Source organism: Methylobacterium sp. WL7, assembly GCF_008040085.1.
Taxonomy (GTDB): domain Bacteria; phylum Pseudomonadota; class Alphaproteobacteria; order Rhizobiales; family Beijerinckiaceae; genus Methylobacterium; species Methylobacterium mesophilicum.
The window spans coordinates 16,759-40,115 of sequence record NZ_VRVG01000039.1 but is presented as its reverse complement, the minus strand read 5'-3'; the positions used below and the strand labels follow the sequence as shown (position 1 = coordinate 40,115).

20 protein-coding genes and 1 tRNA gene are annotated in these 23,357 nt (G+C 69.0%); 9 read left to right on the top strand and 12 right to left on the bottom strand.

Annotated elements, in window-relative coordinates:
* Nucleotides 1-144: 144 nt before the first annotated feature.
* From FV233_RS12715 to aroQ, 10 genes are all read right to left on the bottom strand, one after another.
* A complete protein-coding gene (locus tag FV233_RS12715; protein ID WP_147854031.1) occupies nt 145-789 on the bottom strand; it encodes a glutathione S-transferase N-terminal domain-containing protein in 645 nt (214 codons plus the stop codon).
* A gap of 9 nt (nt 790-798) precedes the next feature.
* Entirely contained in the window at nt 799-1,191 is a 393-nt protein-coding gene (locus FV233_RS12710; RefSeq protein ID WP_147897685.1) for a type II toxin-antitoxin system PemK/MazF family toxin, read from the bottom strand.
* The gene (locus tag FV233_RS12705; protein ID WP_147854029.1) at nt 1,169-1,465 is read right to left on the bottom strand and encodes a MazF family transcriptional regulator; all 297 of its coding nucleotides are present in this window, start codon (nt 1,463-1,465) and stop codon (nt 1,169-1,171) included. Before FV233_RS12705 ends, FV233_RS12710 begins: the two co-directional genes overlap by 23 nt.
* A 53-nt stretch (nt 1,466-1,518) precedes the next feature.
* Complete coding sequence (gene ilvN, locus FV233_RS12700) at nt 1,519-2,061, bottom strand: acetolactate synthase small subunit (RefSeq protein ID WP_058193937.1); 543 nt, start codon at nt 2,059-2,061, stop codon at nt 1,519-1,521.
* 100 nt (nt 2,062-2,161) lie between these two features.
* Complete coding sequence (locus FV233_RS12695; protein WP_147854028.1) at nt 2,162-3,937, bottom strand: acetolactate synthase 3 large subunit; 1,776 nt, start codon at nt 3,935-3,937, stop codon at nt 2,162-2,164.
* 422 nt (nt 3,938-4,359) lie between these two features.
* The gene (locus FV233_RS12690) at nt 4,360-5,805 is read right to left on the bottom strand and encodes an amidase (RefSeq protein ID WP_147897684.1); all 1,446 of its coding nucleotides are present in this window, start codon (nt 5,803-5,805) and stop codon (nt 4,360-4,362) included.
* Between the two features lie 323 nt (nt 5,806-6,128).
* Nucleotides 6,129-6,938, bottom strand: coding sequence for an IS5 family transposase (locus tag FV233_RS12685; protein WP_147897683.1), 810 nt, complete (start codon nt 6,936-6,938; stop codon nt 6,129-6,131).
* Between the two features lie 56 nt (nt 6,939-6,994).
* Nucleotides 6,995-8,077, bottom strand: coding sequence for a dihydroorotase (pyrC, locus tag FV233_RS12680; protein WP_147897682.1), 1,083 nt, complete (start codon nt 8,075-8,077; stop codon nt 6,995-6,997).
* 13 nt (nt 8,078-8,090) lie between these two features.
* Nucleotides 8,091-8,792 carry an orotate phosphoribosyltransferase gene (locus FV233_RS12675; RefSeq protein ID WP_147854025.1) on the bottom strand — a complete coding sequence of 234 codons (702 nt, stop codon included), beginning with the start codon at nt 8,790-8,792 and terminating at the stop codon, nt 8,091-8,093.
* 133 nt (nt 8,793-8,925) lie between these two features.
* On the bottom strand, nt 8,926-9,378 hold the full coding sequence (gene aroQ / locus FV233_RS12670; protein ID WP_147854024.1) for a type II 3-dehydroquinate dehydratase: 453 nt from the start codon (nt 9,376-9,378) through the stop codon (nt 8,926-8,928).
* A gap of 377 nt (nt 9,379-9,755) precedes the next feature.
* Here aroQ and FV233_RS12665 point away from each other — a divergent pair, with 377 nt between their 5' ends.
* Both FV233_RS12665 and FV233_RS12660 read left to right on the top strand, forming a co-directional pair.
* Nucleotides 9,756-10,598, top strand: coding sequence for a 3-keto-5-aminohexanoate cleavage protein (locus FV233_RS12665; RefSeq protein WP_147897681.1), 843 nt, complete (start codon nt 9,756-9,758; stop codon nt 10,596-10,598).
* A gap of 46 nt (nt 10,599-10,644) precedes the next feature.
* Nucleotides 10,645-10,718: transfer RNA gene (locus FV233_RS12660), tRNA-Gly, on the top strand.
* 79 nt (nt 10,719-10,797) lie between these two features.
* Here FV233_RS12660 and FV233_RS12655 read toward each other — a convergent pair.
* On the bottom strand, nt 10,798-11,745 hold the full coding sequence (locus FV233_RS12655) for an AraC family transcriptional regulator (protein ID WP_187278100.1): 948 nt from the start codon (nt 11,743-11,745) through the stop codon (nt 10,798-10,800).
* 333 nt (nt 11,746-12,078) lie between these two features.
* Between FV233_RS12655 and FV233_RS12650 the strand changes: the two genes are divergently transcribed.
* The 3 genes from FV233_RS12650 to FV233_RS12640 are packed head-to-tail and all read left to right on the top strand — an operon-like array spanning nt 12,079 to nt 15,914.
* The gene (locus FV233_RS12650; RefSeq protein WP_147854020.1) at nt 12,079-14,298 is read left to right on the top strand and encodes a TonB-dependent receptor; all 2,220 of its coding nucleotides are present in this window, start codon (nt 12,079-12,081) and stop codon (nt 14,296-14,298) included.
* Nucleotides 14,299-14,301: 3 nt separating this feature from the next.
* On the top strand, nt 14,302-14,664 hold the full coding sequence (locus tag FV233_RS12645) for a hypothetical protein (protein ID WP_147854019.1): 363 nt from the start codon (nt 14,302-14,304) through the stop codon (nt 14,662-14,664).
* Nucleotides 14,661-15,914, top strand: coding sequence for an MFS transporter (locus FV233_RS12640; RefSeq protein WP_147897679.1), 1,254 nt, complete (start codon nt 14,661-14,663; stop codon nt 15,912-15,914). The genes FV233_RS12645 and FV233_RS12640 overlap by 4 nt, the downstream gene beginning before the upstream one ends.
* Here FV233_RS12640 and FV233_RS12635 read toward each other — a convergent pair.
* A complete protein-coding gene (locus FV233_RS12635) occupies nt 15,899-17,095 on the bottom strand; it encodes an MFS transporter (protein WP_147897678.1) in 1,197 nt (398 codons plus the stop codon). The genes FV233_RS12640 and FV233_RS12635 overlap by 16 nt on opposite strands.
* A 200-nt stretch (nt 17,096-17,295) precedes the next feature.
* On the opposite strand from FV233_RS12635, the gene FV233_RS12630 reads away from it, so the two are divergent.
* The 4 genes from FV233_RS12630 to FV233_RS12615 are packed head-to-tail and all read left to right on the top strand — an operon-like array spanning nt 17,296 to nt 23,304.
* Nucleotides 17,296-19,062, top strand: a complete 1,767-nt coding sequence (locus FV233_RS12630) for an IucA/IucC family protein (protein ID WP_238262240.1) — start codon at nt 17,296-17,298, stop codon at nt 19,060-19,062.
* A complete protein-coding gene (locus tag FV233_RS12625; protein WP_147897677.1) occupies nt 19,059-20,144 on the top strand; it encodes a GNAT family N-acetyltransferase in 1,086 nt (361 codons plus the stop codon). Before FV233_RS12630 ends, FV233_RS12625 begins: the two co-directional genes overlap by 4 nt.
* Nucleotides 20,141-21,997, top strand: coding sequence for an IucA/IucC family siderophore biosynthesis protein (locus tag FV233_RS12620; protein WP_238262242.1), 1,857 nt, complete (start codon nt 20,141-20,143; stop codon nt 21,995-21,997). Before FV233_RS12625 ends, FV233_RS12620 begins: the two co-directional genes overlap by 4 nt.
* A complete protein-coding gene (locus tag FV233_RS12615; RefSeq protein ID WP_147897676.1) occupies nt 21,994-23,304 on the top strand; it encodes a SidA/IucD/PvdA family monooxygenase in 1,311 nt (436 codons plus the stop codon). The genes FV233_RS12620 and FV233_RS12615 overlap by 4 nt, the downstream gene beginning before the upstream one ends.
* Nucleotides 23,305-23,357: the final 53 nt, after the last annotated feature.

The window sequence follows — 23,357 nt, the reverse complement described above, 5'->3', positions numbered from 1 at the left end:
CCATGAACCTCATCCGCACCGCATCCGACACGGACAGCCTCAAGACCCGCAGAAAAGCCGCCGCTTGGAACCACGACTACCTCAGAGCCATCGTCACTCAGACCGCCTGATCCCCTTCAAGCGATCGTCCTGCGCCGCTCGGGTTCAGGCCGGCAGGGTCAGCCCTTCGCGGGCGAAGACGGCCCGCACCGCCGGTCGCTCGGCGACCCGGCGGGCATGGGCGTGCCAGGCCGGGAAGCGCTCGGCCATATCGAACTTGAGCGACGCGCCGGACGCCCAGACCCAGAAGACCATTAGGTAGGCATCGACGACGCCGTACCGATCCCCCACCGCCCAGCCGCCGTTCGAGAGGTGGACCTCGGTCATGGTGCAGAGGTCGCCGTAGGTGTCGGCGGCCTTGTCGCGGATGCCTGGAAAGGCGTCCTCGTCGGCGGTATAGCGCTCCGGCCGGCGGACATGCGCGTAGGCGACGTGGTGGTTGGCGGCGAGCCAGCCGAGCCACTCGTCGGCCCGGGCCTGCTCGCGCAGGTCGGTGGGCCAAAAGCCCTTCTCGGGCACGGTGCGGGCGACGTGGCGCAGGATCGCCGCGCATTCGGTCAGCACCCAGCCGTCCTCGACCAGGGCCGGCACCCGGCCGCGCTCGTTGATCGCGAGGTATTCCGGCGCGCGTTGGTCCCCCGCCGCGAGGTTGAGCTTGACGCCCTCGAACGACAGCCCGGATTCCTCCAGGATGATGTGGGCGGCCAGCGAGCAGGCGCCGGGGGCGTAGTAGAGGGTGCGGGTGGTCATTCGGAGTTCTTACCGTTGCTGCACTGAGGGGGCGTCCGCACCGTCGAAAGTCAGGCCGAGAAGACTACGCAACTTGCCGCGCACTTCGGCGACAACATCGTCCGGTGCCGACCCGAGGCTTCTGAGGATCCGGGTCGCCCGGTCGATCGAACGGACTTGATCGACCAACACGGCGCCTTCGACGACCAGACCAGCTGGCAGGAAGACTTTGGTTGGCCATGGATGCGGGTTACGCGTGATCGGGCATATGATCACCCGGCGCGTCAGCTGGTTCATGTCCGGGTCCGATACGACGAGCGCCGGCCGGATACCGTTCTGCTCGGTGCCGCGGACCGGTTCGAGATCGATCAGAAGCAATTCGCCAGGATGCGGCTGCCAATCAGTACGGATCGTTGGCGTCATCGATGATCTCGGAACCGCGATCGGGCCCCCAATCGATAGTTTCAGGCTCCGCCTCCGGCCCCAGACGCCGCGCCTCAGAAATCATCTCGGCCAACGTATAAACGGGCAACCCGTCAACGTACCGACGCCCGGTCCATTGCTTGGGCTCGACCTTCGGCCGCCCCTTCGAGATGATCTCGACGGTCTCACCCTCGCGGATGCCGAGTTCCTCGGCTTCCGCGCTGCTCAGCCGAACGGCGAGATCATCGCCCCAGCGAATCACCTTGGCTTCCATCGCACCGCCTCCCGCGAGGACGCCGGAGCATAGCAGATCCGGGCCGCCGCTTCCTACAGCGGCTCCGAACCCCGCCCCATGGCGCTGATGCCGGTGCGGCAGATCTCCACCAGCCCGATGACGCTCATCAGACGCACGAACCGGTCGATCTCCTCGGTGGCGCCGGTCAGCTCGAACACGAAGGAGTTGAGCGTGGCGTCGAGCGTCTTGGCGCCGAAGGCGGCGGCCAGGCGCAGGGCCTCGCTGCGGTGCTCGCCCTCGCCCTTGACCTTCACCAGGCAGATCTCGCGCTCCAGAGCATTGCCCTGGAGCGTCAGGTCCACGACCCGATGGACCGGCACCAGCCGATCGAGCTGCGCCTTGATCTGCTCGATTACTGCGTTCGTGCCGGTGGTCACGATGGTGATGCGCGAGATATGGCGCGCCTCCTCGGTCTCGGAGACGGTCAGGCTCTCGATGTTGTAGCCGCGGCCGGAGAACATGCCGGAGATGCGGGCGAGCACGCCGGGCTCGTTGTCGACGATCACGGCGAGCGTGTGCCGGTTCACAGGCTCGACGCGGCCGGCATCGGGGTAGTGGGTGTTCATCGCGTTCATCGCCGGCTTCGTCCTCGTCCAGTCCTGCTTTTGGCGGCGATCCGAGCGCGCCGCCGCCCATGCGGCGGGCAGCGGCCCCGAAGGGCCGCCGCCAAGCAACCTACACCAGCATCTTGCCTTCCTCGGAGATCACGTCGCCGAGTTCGACGCCGGTCTCGCCGAGGTAATCGGACAGGAGCATCTCGTTATGCGCCTTGCCCGAGGGGATCATCGGGAAGCAGTTCTCGGTCTTGTCGACGATGCAGTCGAACAGCACCGGCCCGTCATAGGCCAGCATCTCCGCGATCGCGCCGTCGAGGTCGCCCGGCTTCTCGCAGCGCATGCCCTTGGCGCCGTAGGCCTCCGCCAGCTTAACGAAGTCCGGCAGGCTCTCGGAATAGCTCTGCGAGTAGCGCGAGCCGTGCAGCAGCTCCTGCCACTGCCGGACCATGCCCATGTACTCGTTGTTCAGGATGAACACCTTGACCGGCAGCCGGTACTGAACCGCGGTCGAGAGCTCCTGCATGTTCATCAGGATCGAGGCCTCGCCGGCGATGTCGATCACCAGCCCCTTCGGGTGGGCGAGCTGCGTACCGATCGCCGCCGGCAAGCCGTAGCCCATCGTGCCGAGGCCACCCGACGTCATCCAACGGTTCGGCTCGTCGTACTTGAAGTACTGCGCCGCCCACATCTGATGCTGGCCGACCTCCGTGGTGATGTAGGTCTCGCGGTCCTTGCAGGCCTCGTAGAGGCGCTGCACAGCATATTGCGGCTTGATGATCGTCCCCGACGGCCAGTAGGCGAGGCAGTCGCGCGCCTTCCAGGCGCCGATCTTCTGGAACCATGGGTCGAGGTTGGATTTCTCCGGCCGCGACGGCAGGGCACGCCAAGCTTCCAGCATGTCGGCCAGAACCGAGGCGCAGTCGCCCACGATCCCGACATCGACCTTCACCACCTTGTTGATCGAGGAGGCGTCGACGTCGATGTGGATCTTCTTGGAGAACGGCGAGAACGCATCGAGCCGGCCGGTGATCCGGTCGTCGAACCGGGCGCCGACGCAGATCATCACATCGCATTCGTGCATCGCCAGGTTGGCCTCGTAGGTCCCGTGCATGCCGAGCATGCCCAGGAACTTCGAATCCGTGCCCGGATAGGCGCCGAGCCCCATCAGGGTCGAAGTGACCGGGAAGCCGGTCTCGGCGACCAACTCGCGCAGCAGCCGCGAGGCTTCGGGGCCGGAGTTGATGACGCCGCCGCCGGTGTAGAAGACCGGGCGGCGCGCGGTTGCCATCAGCTCGACCGCCGCGCGGATCCTGTCGCCGTCGCCCTTGACCGCCGGACGGTAGGTCTTGTGGCTCGCGATCTCCGGGCGCTCGTAGAGGCCGGAGGCGAACTGGATGTCCTTGGGCAGGTCGACCACGACCGGGCCGGGCCGGCCGTTCGCGGCGACGTAGAACGCCTCGTGCAGGATCCGCGGCAAGTCCTCGATCGATTTGACCAGGTAATTGTGCTTCGTGCAGTGGCGCGTGATGCCGACCGTGTCGCATTCCTGGAAGGCGTCGGTACCGATCAGATGCGTCGGAACCTGCCCGGTGATGCAGACGAGCGGGATCGAATCGAGCAAGGCGTCGGTGAGGCCGGTGACGATGTTGGTGGCGCCGGGCCCCGACGTGACCAGCACGCAGCCGACCTTGCCGGACGAGCGCGCATAGCCCTCGGCCGCGTGGACCGCGCCCTGCTCGTGCCGGACCAGCACGTGCTTCACCGCGTCCTGGTGGAACAGAGCGTCGTAGATCGGAAGTACGGCACCGCCCGGATAGCCGAACAGCGTGTCCACGCCCTGATCCCGGAATGCCCGGATGACCATCTCGGCCCCGGTCATGACCTCGCCGCCCATGCTCTCCTCCTCCGCTCCCCGGATCGTCGGCGGCGTTCGTGCGCCGCCGGACGGACCGGTTCCTGTCGTCCTGCACCTTCGTCACGCGAGGCGGCATCCGCCTCGCTCGAAGGTCCTGTGGTCGTCGTTATCTCGAACGCGTGGATCTCGTTGGTCGTGGTGTGTCACCGGGCAGCGGGCAATAAAAAAGGGCCCCAAGGGACCCTGCATGCGCCACCGCTCGGATTGCGGCCCTGGTTTAGGGCCGCCCCGTCGGTGACGCTTCCGCTACAATAAGAACCGCGTTCATCGGATATCCGAACCTGCCTCGCGGCGATCGATGAATCCGGAATCGGATTCAAGCCATTCGCACGTGAAGTGTTGGGCCTCATACCGGAGACCTGACACCCGGTCAACGCGTAAGCCGAGGATCGGCCGCGCGCTCAGTGCAGGGGCGGCGGCCGGCGGCGCACCCAGTTGCTCGCCGCGTCGTAGGCCGCGCCGAGCTGGAGGCAGGCGAGTTCGCCGTGGTTGCGGGCGACGATCTGGATGCCGGTCGGCAGGCCGGCGTCTCCGAAGCCCGCCGGGACGTCGAGGGCCGGCAGGCCGGACATGGTCACCGGGACCACAATCTGCATCCACCGATGGTAGGTGTCCATCGCGTGGCCGCCGACCTCCCGGGGCCAGCGCAGGCCCTTGTCGAACGGAAAGACCTGCGCGCTCGGCATGACCAGGTAATCGTAGTTGTCCATGAAGCGGCGGACGGTCTCGTACCAGCGGGTGCGCCCCTCCAGGGCGGCAACCACCTGATCGGCGGTCAGCGCAAGCCCGCGCTCGGCCTCCCAGATCGCCTCGGGCTTCATCTGCGCCCGGTGGCCGGGCTCGTCGTAAAGCGGCCGGAGCGCGGCGGAGACCGACAGCGCCCGCAACGTCAGGAAATCGCGCCAGAGCTGCTCCATGTCGAACCGCGGCGCGGCCTCCTCGACCACGCAGCCGATCTCCGCGAAGGTCGCCAGCGCGGCACGGCCGAGTTCGAGCACGCCGGGATCGAACGGGATCTGGCCGTCGAAATTCCCGAGCCAGGCGATCCGCGTCCCGCGGAAATCCCGGGCCAGCGGGCTCGCGAAGGCCGACGGGTCCTGGCGGATCGTGTTCGGGCAGCGGGGATCGTAGCCGGCCTGGACCGACAACATCAGGCCGATATCGGCGGGGCTGCGCCCGATCGCACCGAGCACCGATAGGCCCGGGCTGAACACGTCCTTGGTCTCGACCGGGATCCGGCCCCAGCTCGGGCGCAGGCCGTAGCAATTGTTGAAGGCCGGGGGGTTGCGGAGCGAGCCGCCGAAATCGCTGCCGTCGGCCACCGGCTGCAGCTTGAGCGCGACCGCCACAGCGGCCCCGCCGCTCGATCCGCCTGCGCTCTTCTCCGGATCGTAGGCGCCCCCGGTCACGCCGTAGACCGGGTTGAAGCTGTGCGAGCCGAGCCCGAATTCGGGAATGTTGGTCTTGCCGATGAAGATCGCCCCGGCCGCGCGCAGCCGGGCGACCATGATCGTGTCCACTTCGGCAATCCGGTCGGCGAAGATGGGCGACCCTTGCGTGAACGGCAGCCCGCGCACCGCATCGAGATCCTTCACGGCGAGCGGAAACCCGTGCAGCGGCCCCACGGCCTCGCCGCGGACGAGCGCGGCATCCCGCGCCTCCGCCTCTCGGAGGAGCGCCGCGTCGTCCTGGAGCCCGACGATGGCGTTGACCTGCGGATTGAGCCGGTGGATCCGCTCCAGGTACGCCCGCATGACCTCGACGCAGGAGACGACCCGGCCGCGAATGGCGGCCGCGAGATCCACGGCACCAAGCGCCGTGATGCCGTCCTGTCGCTCATCCTGCATGGTCGATCGTCTCCCTATCGCGGTCCGCGCCGGCATGGCCGAGGCTTGGTGAGGTCGATCACACGTTTTGTCGCGTGCGACGGTCTACCACTAGCGATAGTTGGGGAGACAAGAGATGTGCAGGGATTCGGGTGACGTTCAAGCGGCCGGCGTCGCGCGCGCAATGCGCGGTCGTTCCTGATCCCGTCCCCAGGCTCAGCACCGTCATTGCGAGTATAGCGAAGCAACCTAGGGCAGCGCGCGCTCACGGAATCTGGCGTTTCCCTGGGTTGCGCCGCTACGCTCGCAATGACGGTGGGGCCGGTGCGAACTCCTAGAGCGTGTTATGCACCTGTCATCAGTCGTTCGGCCTGTTTCAGCATGAGACAGACGAAGGCGACCATATGAAGTCCTGCCAGCGTGCTGGCATAACGCTCGTAATCCTTGACCAGGCGCCGACAGCGCGTCGCCCAGGCGAAGGACCGCTCCACCACCCAGCGACGCGGCAGCAGGACAAACCCGCGTTTGGCCTCGGGCGCCTTGACCACCTCCAGGGCGATACCGTGCGCCTGGGCCGCGTCCGCCGCCCGCGCGCCGGTGTAGCCCTGATCGACGAAGCCCGTCTCGACGCTTCCGTCCGTCTCCGCTTGCACCGCGCCGGTCAGGCGATCGACCTCGCCGCGATCGTCGGCATCGGCCGGGGTGACATGCAGCGCCACCACGTGGCCTGGCGTGTCTACCGCCAGATGCACCTTCGAACCGCGCTTGCGCTTGGCCCCGTCGTAGCCCGCCCGCTCGCCGCTCTCGGGCGAGGACCGCAGCGTCCGGCTGTCCAGGATCACCGCAGACGGCTCCGGCTTGCGATCCCCTGCCATCCGGAGAACCGCCCGTAGGTCCCCGGCCACATCGGTGAAGCACTCCGCAGCCAGCCAGCGCTGCGTCTGCTGGTACACCGCCGCCCACGGCGGCAGGTCGTGCGGCATGAACCGCCACGGCGCCCCCGTCTTCACGATGAACCGCAAGCCGTTGAACACCTCGCGCAGGTCGTGGTCACGCTGGCCCGAACTCTCCCGCAGCAGCGCCAGATACGGCGCAACCAGCGCCCATTCCTCATCGGACACGTCAGAGGGATAGCCGGCACGACCTGCGCTCATGCCCAAAAACGCAAACCTCACCCATTCAGTTCATAACAGCCTCTACCGGCGCCTTATCAGACCACCGCCCAAGGCAGCGTCTCATCCCCGCGGAACACCACCACGGCGGTGTCCTCCACGGCCACTGCCTCGATCACGCGGCTCTCCCGCCGCTCGAGGGTGACCGTGGCGGCGTTCGGCTCCAGCCCATGGAACCGCGCGCCGTTCAGCGACGCGAACGCCTCGAACCGGTCCAGCGCGCCCTCCTCGTCGAAGATCTGCACGTAGGTCTGGAGCGCGCTTGGCCCGCAAAACACGCCGGCGCAGCCGCAGGAGGCCTCCTTGGCGCCGCGGACATGCGGGGCGGTGTCGGTGCCAAGGAAGAAGCACGCCTCGCCGGAGGTGGCGGCCGCGCGCAGCGCCAAGCGGTGCCGCTCGCGCTTGGCCACCGGCAGGCAGTAGAGGTGCGGGCGCAGACCGCCCTGAAAGATGTGGGTGCGGTTGATGACGAGGTGGTGGGGCGTGATCGTCGCAGCCACGCGGCTCCGGTTGGCCCGGACCACGTCGAGGATCTCGGCCGTGGTCGCGTGCTCGACGGTGACCTTCAGGCCCTGGTGCCGGGCGAGCAGCGGGATCAGGCTGCCCTCCATGAACGCGGCCTCGCGGTCGAAGATGTCGATCTCCGGATCGGTCGCCTCGCCGTGGATCAGGAGCGGCATGCCGATCCGCTCCATCCGCTCCAGCACGGGCGCGAGCCCGATCAGGTCGGTGACGCCGGCATGGGAATTCGTGGTCGCGCCGGCCGGGTAGAGCTTGGCCGCGATCCAGACGTTTTCCGCAAAGCCCCGCTCGATCTCGTCCGGATCGGTGTCGTCCCGCAGGTAGCAGGTCATCAGCGGGGTGAAATCGAGGCCGGCGGGCAGCGCGGCCAGGATCCGCTCGCGATAGGCGCGCGCGGCCGCCACCGTGGTCACCGGCGGGACCAGGTTCGGCATGATGATGCCCCGGGCGAACTGGGCCGCCGTGTAAGGCAGCACCGCCTTCAGCATCGCGCCATCGCGCAAGTGGATGTGCCAGTCGTCCGGCCGACGGATGGTGATCCGGTCGGCCGCGATGGAAGCGGGCGGCTGCGCGGCGGGGAACAGGTCGGCGACGCTCATCGCTTTCGGCTCCTCAGCCCTGACCGAAGGAGGAGATGCCGCCGTGGGCCGACGACCATTCGGCCGGCGCGTTAAGGAAGCTCTCGACCTCGGTCAGCGTCTTCGGATCGAAGGTGCCCATCTCCTTGGCGACCGCCAGCACGTCCCACCACGTGGTCAGGTAGTGCAGCTTGATCCCGGTCTCCTGCATCAGCGCGGCGCTGCCGGGGAAGATGTCGTAGTAGAACAGCACGAAGCAGTGATCGACCTGGGCGCCGGCGTCCCGCAGGGCCTGGCAGAAGTTCACCTTGCTGCGCCCGTCGGTGGCGAGATCTTCCACCAGCAGGGTCCGGGCGCCCTCCACCACCTCGCCCTCGATCTGGGCGTTGCGGCCAAAACCCTTCGGCTTCTTGCGCACATACTGCATCGGCAGCATCAGCCGGTCGGCGATCCAGGCGGCGAACGGGATGCCGGCGGTCTCGCCGCCCGCGACATGGGTGAGCGACTCGTAGCCGATCTCGCGCACGATCGTGGCGGTCGCGAAATCCATCAGCGTCGCGCGCAGGCGCGGGAACGAGATGATCTTGCGGCAGTCGATATAGACCGGGCTGGCCCAGCCCGAGGTGAACTTGAACGGCTCGTCCTTGTAGAAATGGACGGCCTGGATCTCCAGGAACATCTTGGCCGCTTCGCGGGCGATGATCGTCCGGTCGATGGGCAGGAACGACGTGGTCATGCGGCGTGCGCGCTCCGCTGGGTGCGCTCACCGCCGGAGGCCGGGCCGAGGAGCGCGAGGATGGGAAGGCCTGACCGGTCTCCTCCGCCCTGTCTCCGCCAGCGTCAACCCTGAAGCCGACGCTATCCGCCTCTCAGGCCGCGCCGGCCTTGGCTCGCAGCTGCGCCAGGTGCCGGATCGCCAGGGCGTAGCCGTGCGTCCCGAACCCGGCCAGCACCGCGGTCGCGGCGAGCGAGATGTAGGAATGATGCCGAAACGCCTCGCGCCGGTGGACGTTCGAGATGTGGCACTCGATCACCGGCACCTCGCAGGTGTTGAGCGCATCGAGGATCGCCACCGAGGTGTGGGTGTAGGCCCCGGCATTGATCACGATCCCGGCGGACCCGACCCGGAACGCATGGATCGCGTCGATCAGCACGTGCTCGGCGTTGCTCTGGCGGAAATCGATGCCCAGCCCGAAGCCGGCGGCTGTCTCGCGGCACAGGGCCTCGACATCGGCCAAGGTCTCGCGCCCGTAGATCTCCGGCTGCCGCTTGCCGAGCAGGTTCAGGTTCGGCCCGTTCAGGACCAGGATCGTGTCGATCATCGTGTTCCTCGCCGCCCCACGTGGCCGGCACCGAAGCCTCAATGCACTGAGACCTCACTCGCTTGCTCCCCCTCGCGCCCTCATCCTGAGGCGCGAGCGCAGCGAGCCTCGAAGGAGCCATCGAGGACTCGCCCGGCAGACTGGAGACCTCCTTCGAGGCGACCGCTGCGCGAACGCGCCTCAGGATGAGGGCACGGGTTGCTTCGCCCCGTTGTGGCCGTGCGGGGGGCAAGGGTCAAACTGGCTCTCGCATGCGCCTGTCACCCGATGGGCGATGTTCCGTACAGAGACCGTCTCATCCGCCCAACAGGTTCAGTTTCGCGGCGCGCGCCGCTATCCCGGGTGCGACCGCGAATAGAAATCAGGGAGGACACGCCATGGCAGGATCCCGCAGCGCAACGCCCGTGGTGATCGCGGTGGCGATCACCGGCTCGGTGCCGCGCAAGAAGGACAACCCGGCCGTGCCGGTCACGGTGGCCGAGCAGATCGAGTCGACGCAGCAGGCCTTCGAGGCCGGCGCGACGCTGGCCCATATCCACGTGCGCAACGACGACGAATCGCCCTCCTCCGACCCCGACAAGTTCGCCGCCGTGCAGGAGGGGCTGCGCACGCACTGCCCCGGGATGATCGTGCAGTTCTCCACCGGCGGCCGCGGGCGCGATCCCGCCGCCCGGGGGCTCTCGCTGAAGCACCGCCCCGACATGGCGTCACTCTCCACCGGCTCGGTGAACTTCCCGACCATCGTGTACGAGAACGGCGCCGGCCTGGTGACCGATCTGGCGAGCCAGATGAAGCAGCACGGGGTGCGGCCGGAGATCGAGATCTTCGACCTGTCGCACCTGCACGGTGCCAAGAGGCTGGTGGAGGCGGGCCTGATCGACGCGCGCCCGCACGTGCAGTTCGTGATGGGCGTCCAGAACGCGATGCCGGCCGAGGAGCACCTGCTCGACATCTTGCTCGCCGAGACGCGGCGGATCCTGCCCGACGCCACCTGGACCGCCGCCGGGATCGGCCGCAACCAGGCGGTCGTGATGGAGTGGGCGCTCGCCCGCGGCGCCGACGCGGTCCGCACCGGCCTGGAGGACAACATCCGGGTGACGAAGGACCGGCTGGCGGCGAGCAACGCCGAGTTGGTCGGCCTCGCAGCCGCGGCGGTCCGCAGCCACGGCCGCAACGTCGCCAGCCCCGCCGAGGCGCGGGCCGCGCTGGGTCTGGCCTGAGGACCGTCTTCTCACGGGCCGGACGGCGTGCTAACGGTCCGCCCGCGCGGGTGTAGCTCAATGGTAGAGCAGCAGCCTTCCAAGCTGAATACCCGGGTTCGATTCCCGGTACCCGCTCCACGCCGTCTCACCATCTGAAGCCGCCGGCAGCGGCAGGATATCGGATCGGTCGGCGCGGGCCTCCCAGCCGCGGACGCCCTCAACGATCCATCGCAAAATCCCGCTCGCGGAAACGCTCTCGGTCGATGGTCGCGCCCGACCGTCGGACCTGTGAGGGCGTGAGGCCGAAGCGCTTGCGGAACGTGCGGTTGAAGTAGGACAGGTCGCCGAACCCGACATCGAAGGCAATCTCGCTCACCGGCCGGGCATCCTCGGCATCCTTCAGGCGCTGCATCGCCCGGTCGAGGCGTCGGGCGAGGACAAAGCCCGAGAAGGTCTCACCCTCTGCCTGAAACATCGCCTGGACCTGCCGACTGGAGATCTGCTGGGCTTGCGCCACGGCCTCCAGGCTCAGGTCCGGCCGGCCGAGGCGCTGCTCGACTTCAGCCTTGAGCGCCTGGATTCGCAGGTCGCGCCGACTCGGGCCGGGCGCGGAAATCGCGGGGCCCGGCTCGCGCACGATGAAGGCCAGCAGCTGCGCGAGGTGCTCGCGGACGAGATCCGCGATGCCCGGGGCGCCCACGGGGATCAGGCCCCGCAGGAGGCTCGCGCCGTAGACGGTCAGCGTCTGCAGGCCCGGATGGTCCCGCCCGATCCGCCGGATGTGCCCTGTCTCCAGCGCGGCGAGGGGACCGATCAGCCGCTCCCGGTCGATCGCCAGGAGGTCGATCCGGTCGACGCCCAGCGCGTCGAAGAGGGCGCCCCGGCTCGTGGCTACCAGCAGTGCGTCCCTGGAGCAGCAGGCGACCTTGCACCCGCCCTGGGTCACCTCGAGTCGCCCGATTGCGGGCCGCACCAGCAGCAGGCGCTCGCCCGGGCCCTCGTCGCGCCAGGAGCGGGACGGCTCGAACACCGAGGCGATGCCGAGGTCCGGAACGATGCGAATCGCCGTCCGGCCCCGGAACGGGAGGGAATCCGCGTCCTCGCGCGTCTCCGGGACGATGCCGGCTGCCGCCCCGCGGGTCGCAGCCTGCACTGCGGCGCTCATCGCGGCGTCCATACCGGGCCCCTCGTCGGCGTGGCGACCAGGCAACGTCGTTTCGTCATCGCGCCCCCTCGCCGCGTAGCTGCGCAGCAGTCCGTACTCTTGCGCGCCCGAGTCCAAGCGGGAGCGAAATCATCATGTTAGAGCGGCCTAGAGATGTCGAGACTTTATGCATCCTCGACCAATCGTCTCGGCGCTGAAAGTCGCGATAATATCGATTTAGACAAATTTTAAACTGGGCGGACGCCGATGTCTCGCGTTCTCTACACGCAGAATCCGGCCCGGCAGTTTTGGAAGGCGTCCCAACGCGGACGCGCAGGGGTGGGTCTGACAAGCATGCGTACCATTCGTCTCGTCGCGATCCTCGGTGCGGGGACTGCCCTGGCCGGGCCGGCCCGGGCCGAGACCGCCGCACCCGTCGTCGCCCTCGACGAAATCTCTGTGACGGCCACCCGCGCGCCGCGCCGGATCGAGGACGTGCCGCAGAGCGTCCAGGTCGTCGACCGCGACCAGATCCGCCAGCAACTCGCCCTGACCTCAAGTCCCTCGGCCGTGCTCTCGAAGCTGGTGCCGGGCTTCTCGGTACCGAACGGCACGATCTCCAGCGCCTCAGAAAGCTTCCGGGGCCGCAACCTCCTGGTGCTGATCGACGGCGTGCCGGTGAATACGCCGCTGCGCGACGTCTCGCGCATCCTCAATCTGATCGACCTCAATTCGGTGGAGCGGATCGAGGTGGTGGCCGGCGCCTCCAGCCTCTACAGCGCGGGCGCCACCGGCGGCACCGTGAACTTCATCACCCGGCGCCCGACGGACGGGGCTCCGGTCGTCACGGTCAACACGGCGATCCGGACCTTCACGGCCGACCCGGTTCACGGCGTCGCGCCCGAGACATCGATCAGTGTGACCGGCAAAGTGCCGGACGGCGTCGATTACGCGTTCACCGGCTCCGGTCGGTTCGCCACCCGCACCTTCGACGGCAAGGGGCGGGAATTGCCCTCCGACGGTCAGCTCGGCCAGGGCGGTGCCGACCGCTTCCAGCTCGGCAACATCAACCTGCGGCTCGGCTACGACCTCGATCTCACCAAACGCGTCGAGTTCGGCCTCACCCAGATCCTGCTCAACCAGGATCCGCGCTACCTCACCGATTACAGCGGCTCCTTCGCCCGGCCCGACTACGCGCGAAGCTATATCGGCCTGCCGGTCGCCGAGGATACGCGCTCACTGTACCTACGCTATACGGATCGGGATACGCCGCTCGGCAGTTTCTCGATCCTCGGTTTCTACAACGACATCAACAAGCGCTTCAATTATTCGCAGTTCGCCTATCCGGCCAACCCGTTCGTCACCTACTCGTTCATCCCCACCGCGCCCACGAGCCTGGCCAACCAGACCGCGCTCGCCACCGAGCGCGGCGGCATCAACCTCACCCTCGACACCGACCTGAGCGTCCTCCTGCCCGGGCTGAAGCTGACCTGGGGCTCCGACATAATCTCGGAATCAACCCGGCAGCGGGCGCGGGACGGCACCGACGTGTTCACGCCCCTGCAGCAGAACAGCTACGCCGGCTTCGCCCTGCTCCAGCTGCCGATCGGCGAGCGGCTGACCGTACGTGCCGGCATGCGCTACGAGCACTTCGACCTCGACGTCGCGGGCTTCACCCGGCCAACGACCTTCGCGGCAAGCGCGGCGCGCAACGCCCTGGGCTACTCGACCTTCGTGCTGCCAGCCCTCAACGTCACCGGCGGCAAGTTCTCCTACTCAGCCCCGACCTTCAACGCAGGCGCGACCTTCAACCTGCTGCCGGGCATCGACCTCTACGGCGGCTTCAGCCAGGGCTACGCGCTCGCCGATATCGGCGCCTTCACGCGCCGGGCCGGCCTGTCCCTCGCCTATGCCTGCCCGATCTCCCGTCCGTTCTGCCTGCCGGCGGGCACCACCATCGCGTATTCCAGCATCGCCCCGCAGGCGCAGATCGTGAACTCCTACGATTTCGGCGTCCGCGGCCGGAGCGGGATCTTCTCCGGCAGCCTCGGCGGGTTCGTGTCGACCTCCGACGACGGCACGACGTTCGACCCGCTCACCAACAAGCTGAGCCAGCAGAAGGAGATGATCTACGGGGTCGAGTTCACCGGGAACGCGCAGGTCACGGAGCAACTGAATCTCGGCACCGTACTCGGCTACCGCGAGGGCCGCTACGACACCAACAAGGACGGGCGCCTCGACAGCTACCTGCCGAACAACCGCATCGGCGCCCCCTTCCACGGCACGCTATCGGGGACCTACCTGTTCGCGAACGGCGTCTCGCTCCGGGTCGAGGGTGAGGGCTTCAGCGGCCGCGACGCCCGCATCGACCTCATCGGCACCCGCTTCCGCTTGAAGGACGCCTTCACGGTGAACGCCGCGTTCGGCGCCCCCCTGGCCGGGGGCGAGCTCTACGCATCCGTCGATAACCTGTTCGACCGTGCCTACTGGAATCCGACCGCGACCTCGGTGCGCAACCTGACCGTCTTCGGGCTCGGGCGCACCGTCACCGTCGGCTACCGCAGGACGTTCTGAGGGATGGTCGCCCTCGAAGAGGCCGACGACCTCATGGTCCTGCGCTATCTCGGTCCAACCGAGCCGGGCGACGAGACCGCCTACCTCGACGCCCTGGAGCAGGTGGGCGCACGGACTGAGCCGTTCGCCCTGATCCTGGTGCTCGGCGGCGTCGGCAAACTTTCGGCGGCTTCCGAAAAGGCCCAGGCTCTCTGGTTCAAGCGCACGCGCGCCGACCTCGAGCGGCACTGCCGCGGCCTCGTGATCGTGCGGCCGGGCTTCGAGGAGGCGGGCGCCGACGTATTCCGCCGGCTCTGGAACTTCCCGATCGAGATCGCCCCCGACGAGCCGGCCGCCCGGGCCTCCGCACGGGCCTATCTCTCATGAGCGCCGCCTCCTCGGCACCCGCCGCCGTGGCCGTCACGGCCGACGGGCGGCGCGAGCGGTACTCGCTCTTCGTGGTGCTCGCCGCCCTCTACATGGCGCAGGCGATCCCCTCCTACCTGATCGCCGCTGCGCTCCCGCCGATCATGCGCGAGGCCGGCGTGTCCCGGGCGGGGATCGGCTATCTGAGCCTCCTGTTCCTGCCCCTCGTGCTGAAGTTCCTCTGGGCGCCGCTGATCGACCGTGTGCGGCCCTTCGCGCGGGCGCACCGGGCGGGGTGGGTGGTGATGACCCAGGTCGGCGTGATCGGTTGCATCCTCGCGATGCTGCCGCTCGGCCCCACCAACGTGCCCGGGATCATCGGCGTCGGCTTCCTCGCCGCGCTGCTGATCGCGACGCAGGACATCGCCACCGACGGCTACGCCGTGAAGCGGTTGCGGCCGGAAGATCGCGCCATCGGTAACGCCATACAGGGGGGTTCGGTCGCCCTCGGGGTGGTGGTCGGCGGAACGCTGAGCCTCGTCCTCTACCATCATGTCGGCTGGACCGGGATGCTGCTGAGCGCGGCGGCCTTCTCGGTGCCGCCGCTGCTGGCCGCCTTCGCCATGCGCGAGGAAGCGCCCGAGACCGGCGCCACCGCGCCGCGGCCCTCGATCCGGGCCTTCCTGCGGCGGCCGGAGGTGCACACCATCCTGTGGGTGGCGCTCACCTACCGGGTGAGTGAGGGGCTCGTGAAGGCCATGGAGGGCGCCTACCTGGTCGATGCGGGCGTACCCCTCGACCGGATCGGCTACCTGTCCGGCGTCTCGGCGATGACCGCGGGGCTCGCCGGCTCCGGCGTCGCAGCGCTGCTGGTCCGCCGCTACGGCACGGCCGCGACCCTCGGCCTGCTGGGCGGGCTGCGGACTCTCTGCTTCGCCCTGTTCACGGCGCATGCCTTCGGGGCTGTCGTCGGCCTGTGGCCTCTGTTCGGCGCGGCAGGGTTCCAGACCCTGATCCGCTACATGGAGATCGTGGCGCTCTACAGCCTGTTCATGGCGGTCTCTTCAGCGGAGCAGCCGGGCACCGACTTCACGATCCTCGCCTGCGCGCAACTCGTGGTCTACCTCGTCGGCTCACTGATCTCGGGCAAGCTCGCCGACCTCCTCGGCTACGGCGCCCTGTTCGGGCTCGCGACGTTCCTTTCCGGCCTCGCAACGATGGCGACCGTCCGGCTGCTCGGGACCGGCCGCACCGGTCAGGCCACCGGATGACGGGGGTCGTCCGGGCGAAGCCGCACGGCGGCAACGATCAGGGCAAGGCCCAACGTCGCGCAGGTCCAGAACGGCAGCGCGGGCGCGATCCGGAACGCCGCGCCGCCGCAGAGGGCTCCGATCCCCTGGCCGAGCACGTGGACGCTCGCGAGCCAGCCGGCTGCCGCGGCCTGGGCGTGCCCGGGCATCCGGGCGACCAGGGCGGCGGTGTAATGCGGGGTCGCCAGGGCAATGCCGGCGCCCACCACGACCGTCCCGAGCACGGCGACCCAGGCGGCGGGAGCACAGGCGGTCACGCCTGCACCCGCGGCGAAGCCTGCAAGCCCGAGGCTGAGATTGCGCCGCAGGTTCGGGCCGAGGCGCGGCACCAGGACGAGTTGCGTCAGGATCATCGTCACCGCGACGAGCGCGAAGGTCGCGCCGGCAAGACCTGCGGCGCCCGGCGCGTCGAGGTTGAAGCGCTTCTGCAGGAACAGGCCGAGCACGATCTGGATCTGGCCGAGGCCGAGGGTCAGGGCGAAGCCGATCCCCATCAGCGGTGCGGCCGCGCGCAGGACGCCACCGCGATCCGCCCCCGCCGCCCTGGCGCCAGGGCTGCCGCCCGGGAGGTCGGGCGCGGCCAGGAGCAGCAACGGGCTCGCCGCCAGCACCGCCAGGGGCGCGGCGGTCCCGAACACCCCGACGCCCATCGCCAGCGAGCCGAGGATGCGCCCTGCCGAGAGTCCGGCACCGAGCCGGCCGAGCGCCGCCGGGCGTGCCGTTTCCGCCACCGACCCCAGCACGGCAGCCTGGGCATGCGGCATCACCCCGGCGGCTCCCGCTCCGTAGGCGATCCGCGAGGCGACGAGCAGCACCAGGGCTCCAGCGACGGGCAGGGCCGGCACCGTCAGGGCCAGGGCGAACAGACCATGGCCGAGCGCCATCAGGGCGGCCAGTGCCGCGAACAGCCGGCGCAGACGCAAACCGGTCCCCCAGTTCCCCCAGGCCGGCGCGCAGACCAGGAATGCGACCGCCCCGGCGAAGGCGACGCCCCCCATCGCGACCGCATCGAGCCCTGTGCGCTCGGCTACCACGGGGACAAGGGCGAGCACGGCCGATTGTCCGAACCCCACCGAGGCCGCGGCGAGAGATAGTCGCCCGGCCACTCCAGACCCGGGAGTGCGCACATCGATCCGAACCATGACACCTCCGTCCGCGCACGGATCTTATTGGCGCGATAACCGGCATGGCAACCTTCACACCACAAATTTAAAATAGTTCTATAGTATTAATCATCTATTGCGCCCCATTTTTCTTTTGTCTATTGGCAATGCCGCGATATGAAGAGGGTCGTATGGTTGAAGCCGACATCTCATGTGCCGACGTTGCTTCCCAGGTATCGGTGCGCAGCTTCCTGAACAGCCTGATGCGGGAATGGGCCGGCTGGACTCTGGCGACCGCCGAGGCGCGCGAAGACGATCCGACGCGTCCCGTGTTGCGGATTTCGCTGCCGAGCCGAGCTTCGGTGATCGAGATCGCGGTCACCCATGTCTCGTCCGTCGGCCAGCACATGTTCAGGCTGCCGTTCCGCGAACTGCGCCCCGGCGAGCCGCCCCGCATCATGGCGTTGGCGGCGTTCGCGGCAGCGGTGGCGAACGAGCCGGCCATCGTCGGACCGGCAGCACCGCAGGCCGCGCCGATTTTCCTGCGCCGCCTCTTTCAGAGCCTCGCCACCGTCGAAGACATCCTCGTCCGCGCCCCTGCACCGGGCATCTTCCTGAGCCGCGACCCGAGCTTCCGCGAGGCCGAGCGCGCGCTCCGGTTCGGCCATTCCGTGCATCCGACCCCGCGCAGCCGGGACGAGTTCACGCTGGCCGATTCCCGCGCCTTCGCGCCGGAATACGGTCGGGGCTTTCCCTTGCGCTGGTGGTCGGCCGCGCCGGAGACGGTCGTCCAGGGTTCCTCGCGGGCAACGAGCGCAGCGGACCTCTGCGCGGACCTCGCCGCTGAAGATGCCGGCTTCGATCCGACGATATTCGCCGCGAGCGGGGGGCGCGTGCTGCTGCCGGTCCATCCGTGGCAGGCGGCCCGCCTCGCGCTCGATCCGGAGATCGACGCCCTGTTCCGCACCGGCCGCCTGCGCGACCACGGCCATGCCGGCGGGCCGTGGTACGCGACCACATCGCTGCGCACCCTCTACGCACCGGGTGCGCGCTTCATGCTCAAGCATTCGCTGAGCCTCAGGCTCACAAATTCGCTGCGCCTCATCAAAAGCGTCGAGTGCGCGCGCGGCCTCGTCGTGGATGGGGTGCTGAACGGGCCGGTCGGCGCCGAGATCGCCGCGCGCTGGCCGAGCTTCCACGTCCTCGGCGAGCCGGCCTATCTTGCGCTGCGTGGCGCCGATGGGGCCGCGCTGCCGCAGACGTTCGTGGCATTGCGGGACAACCCGTTCCACGGGGCGGACGAGCGGCCGGCCGCGGTGCTGGCCGCTCTCTGCGAGATCTATCCCGATGGGCGGGGCAGCGGGCTGGCCGACACGATCCTGCGCATCGCCGGCCGTAAGGACGCGGACGGCGATGGCCCGGTCGAGGCCGTTGCCCTGCGCTGGTTCGAGCGCTTCCTCACCGTCACGGTCGGGCCGATCCTCGAGATCCAGTGCGCGCTCGGCCTTCTGTTCGGCGCGCACCAGCAGAACCTGGTCCTCGAACTCACGGATGGCTGGCCGGTCCGGACCTTCTTCCGCGACTGCCAAGGTACGGGTTTCGTGCGTGAATTCCTTCCGGCCCTCCGCGAGGCCGCCCCTGGGCTCGACCTCGAGGCCGGGCACCTCCTGACCTCCGGGGAGGCTGCGCGGGTCATGGCCTACTACCTCGTGGTCAACAGCGTCTTCGCCGTCATCGGAGCCATCGGCATCGCCGGCCTGGCGCCGGAGGGCGCCCTCATCGGGGCCCTGCGCCGATTCGTCGAGGCGCTCGCCGGGAAGGACCTCCGGGACAAGACCTGCCTGCGCCTGCTGCTCGACGCCCCGGCCCTGGGCAGCAAGGGCAACTTCCAGATCTGCTTCCGTAACCTCAACGAGAACACCGACGTGACCGACCCTCTGGCGAGCTACGTTGACCTTCCGAACCCCCTCGCGGCTCCGTCCGCCCGCGCAGGCGCCCGGCCATGACGGTGCGCGCCCGCATCGATGCCGCCGCCGGGACGGCGCTGGACGGCTGGACCGGGACGAGCCGCCACTGGGCCGCCACCGGCGACGATTTCGTGATCGAAAGCCTGCCGTCCGATGCCAGCAGGGTCCGGCTGACCTTATCGCGCGGCGGCGACCCGATCGCGGAGGCCGAACTGCGCTCCGGCGCGGACGAAGCTTTCCTGGCGCTCACCGGCTCGGCCGGCCGTCATCCCGCCGACGCGCCGGTCGTGGCGGCCCTGGTCGAGGCCGCGTTCCAGCGGTGCCCGGAGGCCGGGCGGCTACGTGTCGCCGGCCTCGGCAGCGCGGCGTCCCTGCGCGCACTGGCGGCGCAGTCTGAGGGTGACCCGGCCGCGCCCGACGCGGTCGTGGAGCGCGCGCTGTTCTATCAGCTTCCCCTGCTATGGCTGGCAGCCGGAACGCGGGCCGCCTACCCGCTGATCCGCTCGCGGATCGGGCCGCAGGACCGTCTACCGCCCCTGCGACCGCCGCAGCCGAACGGCTCGTTTTACCGGCGTTGGCTGCCGCAGCTCGGCACGACCCTGTCGTTTCGCGCCATAGACCGGCGGCACGATCTCGGCCTGTTCCACGGCTGGATGAACCAGAAGCGCGTCGCCTATTACTGGGAACTCGCGCAGAGCGAGGCGGAGTTGGACCGCTACCTCGCCGACCAGGAGGACGACCCGCACCTGTTCGGGGTGATCGGCAGCTTCGACGACGTACCGGTCGGCTATTTCGAGTTCTACTGGGCCAAGGAGGATCGGCTCGGTCCCTATTACGACGCCGAGGATTTCGACCGCGGTTGGCACGGGCTGATCGGCAACGTCGCGCACCTGGGACGGCCGAAGACCCTCGCCTGGTTCAGGGCCATCACGCACTACCTGTTCCTGGACGAGCCCCGCACCCGGCGGATCATGGGCGAGCCGCGGGCCACGCATCGCAAGATGCTGAGCTACTGCGGGGATGCGGCCTACGAGACGCTGAAGGAGTTCGACTTCCCCCACAAGCGCGCGGCCCTGGTCTGCTGCGAGCGCGAGCGCTTCTTCCGCGAGGTTCCCTTGTGAGCGCCGGACCGTTGCCGGGCGGCGCGGCCGTGACGGCGCCGCTCTGGCTCGATCTCAATCGTGCGCTCATCGCCAAGACGATCTCCGAACTCGCGTTCGAGGAGGCGTTCGCACCAGAGCTGGCGGACCGGACCGGTACGCAGTGGCTGCTGCGCCTTGACGGCGGGATCGCCTACCGCTTCGCGGCCGAGCGCCGGATCTGGGGCAACCTCGCGATCGATCCGTCCAGCCTGTTCCGCATCGCGGGTAACAGGGTTACCCCGGCCGGCGACGCGGCCGGGTTCCTGGTGGATGCGAGCCGTACGCTCGGGATAGAGTCCGCCACCCTCTGCGTCTATGCCGCCGAAGTGCTGAGCACGCTCACGGCCGATGCCCGCATCGCGGCGATCGGCCGGGACATGACGGGGCCGGATCTGCTCGCTCTGAGCGACCGCGTCCTGCAGGCCTATCTCGACGGCCACCCAAAGGCCCCCGCGAGCAAGGGGCGGATCGGCTGGGGTCTGGCCGACTACGAGGCCTACGCGCCGGAATTCCAACCCGAGATCCGGTTGTTCTGGGTCGCGGCAGACCGGACAGCCTGCCGCCTCAGCCTGGAGCCCGGCCTCGCCGAGGCGGACCTCGTGGCCGACGCCCTCGACGGGCCGGAACGGGCGCGCCTAGCGCAGGCCTGCGCCGCACGCGGGGCCGATCCCGCGACCCATCTGCTCGTGCCGGTCCATCCCTGGCAGTGGGACAACAAGATCGCCCTGCATTTCGCAGGCGAGATCGCGGCCGGGCGCCTCGTCCCCCTGGGGACCTTCGGCCGCGGCTACCGGCCCCAGCAATCGCTGCGGACGCTCGCCTGCGCGGATGCGGACGGCCGCCTGGACGTGAAGCTCGCGCTCACGATCCTCAACACCTCGGCCTGGCGGGGCGTGCCGGGCAGGTACATGGAGATCGGACCGGCCTTCTCGGCTTGGCTGGCGGACAAGGTCGCGCGCGACCCGGCGCTCGCCGGCACCGTGATCCTGCGGGAACGCGCAGGCGCCTTTTATCCGCACCCCGTCTACGAGCGGATCGCGGATGCGCCGTACCAGTACCGTGAGATGCTGGGCGTGATCTGGCGGGAGGGCATCGCCGGCCGCCTCGGACCCGGCCGATCCGCTCTCATGATGGGCGCGCTGCTGAAGGCGGATGCAGCGGGCCGCCCGCTCGTATCCAGCCTGATCGCCCGGTCCGGCCTCGCCCCGGAGGCGTGGCTGGAGCGGCTGTTCGACCACGTGGCCGTCCCACTCTACCACTTCCTCTGCCGCTACGGCGTCGGCTTCATCGCCCACGGTCAGAACGTGACGCTGATCCTGGAGGACGACGTGCCCTGCGGCGTCGCGCTGAAGGATTTCCAGGGCGACGCCGATCTGGTGGACCAGGACTTCCCCGAGGCCGCAGACCTGCCGGACGGCGTGCGCGAGACCCTTCTGCGGCGGCCGGCCGCGCACCTGCTGCAGCACCTACAGACCGGCCATTTCGCCAGTCTGCTGCGCTTCGTGTCGGATGCGCTTCTGCGCAGCGACGGCCTTCCCGAGGCCGCCTTCTACGGAGCGCTCGCGCGGGTTTTGCGCCGCTACCACGCACGGCACCCCGACCTCGCCGACCGGTTCAGCCAGTTCGAGCTGTTCGCGCCGACCGTGCCGCGGATCTGCATCAACCGCGTCCGGCTCAGCCTCGGCTACGGCGATTCCAATCTGCGACCGGTGCCGCGGCTCGGCAGTCCGCTGATCAACCCGCTCCATCGCGCGGAGGCCTCCATCCCCCGGGAGGCCGGCACCGGGCACGACGACAGGGCAGGCATACAGGCAGGAGCCCGCGCATCATGAGCGACCACCCCCTCGACCTCGCCGGCATCGGAATCGGCCCGTTCAATCTGAGCCTCGCGGCGCAGCTCGACGCGGTCGGCGACCTCGAGGCGCGGTTCTTCGACCGGGCGCCGGCCTTCGACTGGCACCCGGGCATGATGCTTCCGGACGTCGCGCTGCAGACGTCCTTCCTCAAGGACCTCGTCACGGCGGTGAACCCGACGAGTCCCTGGAGCTTCCTGGCTTACCTCGTGGCGCAGAAACGCTTCTACGAGTTCCTCAATGCCGAGTTCGAGGCGGTGCCGCGCCGGGAATTCGCGCAGTACCTCGCCTGGGTCGCGGCTCGGCTGCCGAGCCTGAGCTTCGGCACCGCGATCCGTGAGGTCCGCTTCGAAGGACGCGACTTTCGCCTCGACGGCGACCGGGGGACCGTGCGGGCGCGTAACCTGGCCCTCGGCGTCGGACTGCAGCCGAGCCTGCCCGCCTTTGCGGAGAAGCTCGACCCGCGCGACCACGTCCACAGCTCTCAGGTCGCCTTCGCCCTCGATCGGTTCGCAGGCCGGCGGGTGGCGGTGATCGGCGGCGGGCAGAGCGGCGCCGAGATCGTGCTGAACCTGTTGAACCGGGGATCGGACGCGCCGGCTGCCGTTACCTGGATCAGCCGTCGCCCGAATTTCCAGCCGATCGACGCAACCCCGTTCACGAACGAGCTGTTCACGCCCGGCTACGTCGAGAGCTTCCACACCCTGCCGGATGCCCGCCGCCGCTCCACGGTGGCACGCCAGAAGCTCGCCGGTGACGGCATCTCGGCCGCGACCCTACAGGCGATCTATCGGCGCCTCTACAGCCTGCGGCACCTCGCCGAGGCCTCGCTCGCCACGAGCCTGCTGCCGCACTGCACCGTGCTCGATGTCGACCGGGTCGGCGGCTACCGCCTCATCATGCGCAACGGCTTCGACGGAGGCATCGAGGTTGCGCATGCCGATTTCGTCATCCTGGCCACAGGCTACCGATACGCGCTGCCAGCCTGCCTCGATCCGCTGCGGGACCGCCTCGTCCTCGACGCGGACGGCCGGCCCGAAATCGGTTCCGACTTCGCCGCGACCTGGGACGGTCCGGCGGGCCACCGGCTCTTCGTCCTCAACGGCGGCCTCGTGAGCCACGGCATCGCGGAGCCGCAGCTCAGCCTCATGGCCTGGCGCAGCGGCGTCATCGTCAACGCCTTGGCGGGACGCACGATCTTCGAGACCAACCCGCCGTCGCCGCCCCTGGCTTGGTCGACGTCCCACCCGAAGCAGATGTCGCACGAAGGCGAAGGCCGCCCTTAGAGCCTTTCCCGCTCGCGTTGCGATCGGGGACAGCTCTTAGTCCTTGAAGCAAC

Excerpts from the sequence above, each read along its gene's own strand:
- FV233_RS12715 (WP_147854031.1), bottom strand. The coding sequence starts at position 789 with ATGACCACCCGCACCCTCTACTACGCCCCCGGCGCCTGCTCGCTGGCC.
- FV233_RS12710 (WP_147897685.1), bottom strand. The coding sequence starts at position 1,191 with ATGACGCCAACGATCCGTACTGATTGGCAGCCGCATCCTGGCGAATTG.
- FV233_RS12705 (WP_147854029.1), bottom strand. The coding sequence starts at position 1,465 with ATGGAAGCCAAGGTGATTCGCTGGGGCGATGATCTCGCCGTTCGGCTG.
- ilvN (WP_058193937.1), bottom strand. The coding sequence starts at position 2,061 with ATGAACGCGATGAACACCCACTACCCCGATGCCGGCCGCGTCGAGCCT.
- FV233_RS12695 (WP_147854028.1), bottom strand. The coding sequence starts at position 3,937 with ATGGGCGGCGAGGTCATGACCGGGGCCGAGATGGTCATCCGGGCATTC.
- FV233_RS12690 (WP_147897684.1), bottom strand. The coding sequence starts at position 5,805 with ATGCAGGATGAGCGACAGGACGGCATCACGGCGCTTGGTGCCGTGGAT.
- FV233_RS12685 (WP_147897683.1), bottom strand. The coding sequence starts at position 6,938 with ATGAGCGCAGGTCGTGCCGGCTATCCCTCTGACGTGTCCGATGAGGAA.
- pyrC (WP_147897682.1), bottom strand. The coding sequence starts at position 8,077 with ATGAGCGTCGCCGACCTGTTCCCCGCCGCGCAGCCGCCCGCTTCCATC.
- FV233_RS12675 (WP_147854025.1), bottom strand. The coding sequence starts at position 8,792 with ATGACCACGTCGTTCCTGCCCATCGACCGGACGATCATCGCCCGCGAA.
- aroQ (WP_147854024.1), bottom strand. The coding sequence starts at position 9,378 with ATGATCGACACGATCCTGGTCCTGAACGGGCCGAACCTGAACCTGCTC.
- FV233_RS12665 (WP_147897681.1), top strand. The coding sequence starts at position 9,756 with ATGGCAGGATCCCGCAGCGCAACGCCCGTGGTGATCGCGGTGGCGATC.
- FV233_RS12655 (WP_187278100.1), bottom strand. The coding sequence starts at position 11,745 with ATGAGCGCCGCAGTGCAGGCTGCGACCCGCGGGGCGGCAGCCGGCATC.
- FV233_RS12650 (WP_147854020.1), top strand. The coding sequence starts at position 12,079 with ATGCGTACCATTCGTCTCGTCGCGATCCTCGGTGCGGGGACTGCCCTG.
- FV233_RS12645 (WP_147854019.1), top strand. The coding sequence starts at position 14,302 with ATGGTCGCCCTCGAAGAGGCCGACGACCTCATGGTCCTGCGCTATCTC.
- FV233_RS12640 (WP_147897679.1), top strand. The coding sequence starts at position 14,661 with ATGAGCGCCGCCTCCTCGGCACCCGCCGCCGTGGCCGTCACGGCCGAC.
- FV233_RS12635 (WP_147897678.1), bottom strand. The coding sequence starts at position 17,095 with ATGGTTCGGATCGATGTGCGCACTCCCGGGTCTGGAGTGGCCGGGCGA.
- FV233_RS12625 (WP_147897677.1), top strand. The coding sequence starts at position 19,059 with ATGACGGTGCGCGCCCGCATCGATGCCGCCGCCGGGACGGCGCTGGAC.
- FV233_RS12615 (WP_147897676.1), top strand. The coding sequence starts at position 21,994 with ATGAGCGACCACCCCCTCGACCTCGCCGGCATCGGAATCGGCCCGTTC.